The sequence below is a fragment of the Micromonospora yasonensis genome, assembly GCF_026013475.1.
Taxonomy (GTDB): Bacteria; Actinomycetota; Actinomycetes; order Mycobacteriales; family Micromonosporaceae; genus Micromonospora; species Micromonospora yasonensis.
Window position 1 is genome coordinate 1 of sequence record NZ_JAPDPH010000353.1, and the last position, 4,740, is coordinate 4,740.

The 4,740-nt window shown below is 75.1% G+C and carries 4 protein-coding genes; 2 read left to right on the forward strand and 2 right to left on the reverse strand.

The features are described from left to right. Positions 1–1,640: wax ester/triacylglycerol synthase domain-containing protein (locus ONA70_RS34825; RefSeq protein ID WP_265010736.1), on the forward strand; the 1,640-nt coding region annotated here is incomplete at its 5' end. Further along, entirely contained in the window at positions 1,631–2,380 is a 750-nt protein-coding gene (locus ONA70_RS34830; protein WP_265010737.1) for an SDR family NAD(P)-dependent oxidoreductase, read from the forward strand. The genes ONA70_RS34825 and ONA70_RS34830, both read left to right, overlap by 10 nt. A 62-nt stretch (positions 2,381–2,442) precedes the next feature. On the opposite strand, the gene hpnH is transcribed toward ONA70_RS34830, so the two are convergent. Then, the gene (hpnH, locus tag ONA70_RS34835) at positions 2,443–3,441 is read right to left on the reverse strand and encodes an adenosyl-hopene transferase HpnH (RefSeq protein WP_265010738.1); all 999 of its coding nucleotides are present in this window, start codon (positions 3,439–3,441) and stop codon (positions 2,443–2,445) included. 2 nt (positions 3,442–3,443) lie between these two features. Beyond that, the gene (ispH, locus tag ONA70_RS34840; RefSeq protein ID WP_265010739.1) at positions 3,444–4,403 is read right to left on the reverse strand and encodes a 4-hydroxy-3-methylbut-2-enyl diphosphate reductase; all 960 of its coding nucleotides are present in this window, start codon (positions 4,401–4,403) and stop codon (positions 3,444–3,446) included. Positions 4,404–4,740 lie beyond the last annotated feature (337 nt).

Below are 4,740 nucleotides of genomic sequence, written 5' to 3' on the forward strand. Positions count from 1 at the left end.
CCGCGCACGGCGCGGCCAACGCGGCGTTGATGACCGCCGCCGGGCTGGCCGAGACGGCCTGGACCCCGGCCGCGCTGGTCGCCTGTGTCCGGTCCCGGCTGGCCGGCCGGCACCCGCCGCGTTCGCTCACCGCACCGGCCCACCCGAGCCTGCCGCACCTCGGGCTGCCCGCGGTGGTCGGCCGGTGGGCGGCAGCGGACCCGCGTGCCCCCGTCCGCCGCCCGGCCAGCTGGCCGCTGCGTCCGCAGGACGCCTTCTTCCTGTACGCCGAGTCGGCGACGGTGGCGCAGCAGATCGGTGTGGTGATGGAGCTGGGACCGCGTGCCGACGGCCGGTCCCTCACCGCCGGGGACCTGGTCGCGCTGCTGGCCCGGCGGCTACCGGCGGTCACCACCCTGCGTCGGCGGCTGGTCGACCGGGGGCCCTGGCGCCGGGCGGGCTGGGTGGTGGACAAGTACGTCGATCCGGCCGCCCACCTCGACGAAGTCCAGGTGGAGCCCGGCGACGACGGCGGGGCCGAGGTCGACCGGTTCTGGTCACAGCCGCTGGCCACCGACCGGCCGCTCTGGCGGATCCTGCTGGTCGGCGGCCTGCCGGAGGGGCGTACGCGGGTGGCGATCAAGTTGCACCACTGCCTCGGCGACGGCCTGTCCACGATCGGCGTCCTGCAACGGCTGCTCGACCCGAGCGGCGGCCGATCGGCCCGCTGGGGTACTGCCGACGTCGGACCGGCCGGCCCGGGACGGCAGGGGTCGGGGGTGGGTGACCGGGGCCGCGAGGCGGCGCGCCGAGCCGCGCTCACCGCGGCCGGCCTGGCCCGGCTGGCCGTGCGGGGAGCGGCGCCGCCCAGCGTGCTCAACCGCATCCCCCGCTCACCACGCCGCCGCCTGTACGGCCTGACCCTGCCCGCCGCCGAGGTACTGCGCGCGGCGCGCGCCTGCCAGGCGCACGCCAGCGAACTCGTGCTGGCATTGATCGCCGGGGCGTTGGGCCAGGCCCACCCGGCACCGGTGCCGCCACGGATGCGGGCCATGTTCGCCGTCACCCGTGATCCGCGGCGGCGTGCGCCCACCCAGGGCAACTGGACCGGTGCGGTCGCCCTCGATCTCCCGCTCGGGCGGATCTCGCCGCAGGCCCGGGTCAGCACCGTCCGGGACGTGCTGCGCGCCGCGCTGCGCAGCGGCCAGGCCGAGGCCTCCGGCCTGGTCATGCGGGCGGCGGGCCTCCTTCCCGCGCCCTTGCACGCCGCGTTCGCGCGGCGCGTCTACACCGACCGGCACCTCAACGTCATCGTCTCCTACGTCCCGGCGCCGTTCCAGCCACAGCTGGCCGGCGCCCCGATCCGGAAGGTCACTCCGGTGGTCGCCCTCACCGACGGGGTGCCGGTCGGCGTCGGCGTGCTGCGCCGCGGGGCGGCCTTCGAGGTGGGAGTGCTGTTGGACGATTCGCTGGCCGGCTTCGGTGACCGCCTCGCCACCGCCCTGCCCGCCGCCCTGGCCGACCTGCTCGCCGAGGTCGACGGCGAGCAGGTCGACCTCGACGAACCGGTCGACCCCGACCCCGTGCGCGCCATGGTGGGGAAGGACGCCGGACCCGGGCGCGCGGGAGGCGTACCGCCGGAGACGCCGCGGTGCGGCTGACCGGAGCGGTGGTGCTGGTCACCGGCGCCTCGTCGGGCATCGGCGCCGCACTCGTGCGGCGACTGGCCGGCGCGGGCAGTCATGTTCTCGCGGTCGGGCGGCACCCCGACCGGCTCGCCCGGCTCGCCGCCGAGACCGACGCCACCACGCTGCTGGCCGACCTGGCCCGCCCCGGCGCGGGGCGGGACCTGGCCGACCGGGCCGTGGCCCGATACGGCCGGGTGGACGTGCTGGTCAACAACGCCGGCACCGGCTGGGCCGGCCAGTTCGCCGGGATGACCGAGGCGACCGCCGACGAGCTGCTCACGGTGAACCTGCGCGCGCCGATCGAACTGACCCGGGCGCTGCTGCCGGGCATGTGCCGGCACGGCGGTCACCTGGTCTTCGTCGGTTCGATCGCCGGCCGGCTCGGCGTGGCCGAGGAAGCCGTCTACGCCGCCAGCAAGGCGGGGCTGGACACCTTCGCGGAGAGCCTGCGCCTGGAACTGGCCGGCCGGCCGGTGCGGGTCAGCACGGTCGTGCCCGGAGTGGTGGACACCCCGTTCTTCAGCCGCCGGGGCCAGCCGTACCGCCGCAGCCGGCCCCGGCCGGTGCCGGCGGACCGGGTGGCCGCCGCGGTGACCACCGCGATAACCCGGAACCGGGCGGAGGTGTACGTCCCGGGCTGGCTGCGCCTGCCGGTGGCGGTCCGCGGGCTGCTGCCGGCGGCGTACCGTCGGATGGCCACCCGCTTCGGCTGAGCGGGAACGGCGGTGCCGCCCGAGCCGGGCGGATCCCCGTGGCCCGGTCAGGCGGCGCGGCCTCAGGCGGACCGCATCGCCCGCAGGGACTGGCGCAGCGACGCCATCGTGGCCAGCACGGCGGTCGGCTCGTACCCGCAGTGCGCCATGCAGTTCGCGCAGCGCGGGTCGCGCCCCCGGCCGTAGCTGTCCCAGTCGGTGGAGTCCAGCAGTTCCCGGTAGCTGGTCGCGTAGCCGTCCGTCATCAGATAGCAGGGCCGCTGCCAGCCGAGCAGCGAGTACGACGGGATGGCCCACGCGGTGCAGGGAAAGTCCACCTTCCCCTCGAGGAAGTCCAGGAACAGCGGCGAGTGGTTGAGCCGCCACCGCGCCCGACGGCCCCCCGCGAACGCCTTGCGGAACAGCTCCCGGGTCTCGGTGACGCCCAGGAAGTGGTCCTGGTCCGGCGCCTTCTCGTAGGCGTAGGCCGGCGAGAGCATCATCTCGTCCACCCGCAGGTCGTCGTTGAGGTAGTCGAGCACCTCGATCACGGTCTGCGGGGTGTCGGTGTTGAAGAAGGTGGTGTTGGTGGTGACCCGGAAGCCGCGCCGCTGGGCCTCCCGTACCGCCGCGACCGCCTCGTCGAAGACGCCGTCCTTGCACACCGACGCGTCGTGCCGCTCACGCAGGCCGTCGATGTGGACGGTGAAGGCGAAGTACGGCGACGGCTCGAACTTGTCGATCTTCTTCGGCAGCAGGACGGCGTTGGTGCAGAGGAAGACGTACTTCTTGCGCCGCACGAGTTCGGCGACCAGGGTGTCGATCTCGGGGTGCATCAGCGGTTCCCCGCCCGCGATGGAGATCATCGGCGCCCCGCACTCCTCCACCGCGGCCAGCGCCTGCTCCACCGGCATGCGGCGCTTGAGCAGGTGGGCAGGCTGCTGGATCTTGCCACATCCGGCGCAACTCAGATTGCAGGCGAACAGCGGCTCCAACTCCAGCAGCAGCGCGAACCGCTTCCGCCGGCGGATCTTCTGTCCGGCCAGGTACCTCGCGATCCGCAGGCTTTGACGCAACGGCATACTCACGGCTGGCGTACCTCCTTCGGCAGGGTGAAGCTGACGTCTTCGACGACTGTCGGGTGTTCGCTCACCTCCCTGGCGCCCAGCGCGACGAGCGCGGCGACGACCTCGTCGACCAGCCCCGGCGGCGCGGAGGCGCCGGCAGTCACCCCGACGGTGGTGGCTCCGGCCAGCCACCGCAGGTCCACACAGCTCACGTCGTCGACGAGGTGGGCCCGCGCGCCGGCCCGTTCGGCCACCTCCACGAGGCGCCGCGAGTTGGAGGAGTTGGCGGAGCCGACCACCAGGACGACCGCGGACCGGGCGGCAACCGTGGTGACCGCCCGCTGCCGGTTGGTGGTGGCGTAGCAGATGTCGTCGGATCCGGGGCCGGCCAACGCCGGGAAGCGGCGGCGCAGCGCGTCGAGGATGCCCGCCGCCTCGTCCACCGCGAGCGTGGTCTGCACCAGGTACGACACCCGGGACGGGTCGTCCACCTGCACCGTCTCGGCCGCGGCGAGGTCCGGTACCAGGCGCATCCGTTCGGGCGCCTCGCCGAGGGTGCCCTCGGTCTCCTCGTGGCCCGCGTGCCCGATCAGCAGCACCGTGTCGCCCCGACCGGCGAACCGGCGGGCCTCCGAGTGCACCTTCGTCACGAGTGGACAGGTCGCGTCGACGAGCGGTAGCCGGCGGCGGGCCGCCTCTCGGCGTACCGCTGGCGACACGCCGTGGGCGGAGAAGACGGTGAGCCCGCCGTCGGGAACCTCGTCGAGCTCGTCCACGAAGACCGCGCCACGGGCCCGCAGGTCGGCCACGACCCGGGTGTTGTGGACGATCTGTTTGCGGACGTAGACGGGGGGGCCGTGCCGGCGCAGCGCCTGTTCCACCACCTCGATCGCCCGCTCCACGCCGGCGCAGAACGACCGGGGCGAGGCCAGCAGGACCTCGTCGACGCTGCCGGCGGCGGCCCCCCACTCGGCCAGCGCCGCCGCCACGGCCGGCAGCACCCGCAGCGCGGCGCGGATCCGCCGGAGCGTGGCCGGCCGGTACAGCGGAACGGCCGCGGTGTCGGCGACGACCCGGACGCAGGCCACCGGCCGGTCCGCGCAATCGGCCAGGAGCCAGGCCGACTCGAGGTCGGCGACCAGCGCGCCGGTCGCCGCGAGCCGGGTCCGGGCCGCGCCATCGACCAGGCGGTCGCTGCTCAGCACCGGACCGAGGTGCACCCGGAGCCCGCGTCGGCGCAGCGCGGTGGCGAGCAGGGCCGCGGCCGGCATCCGCATCGCGGCCGGTGTCCCGGCGGCGGCATACGGGTCGGCG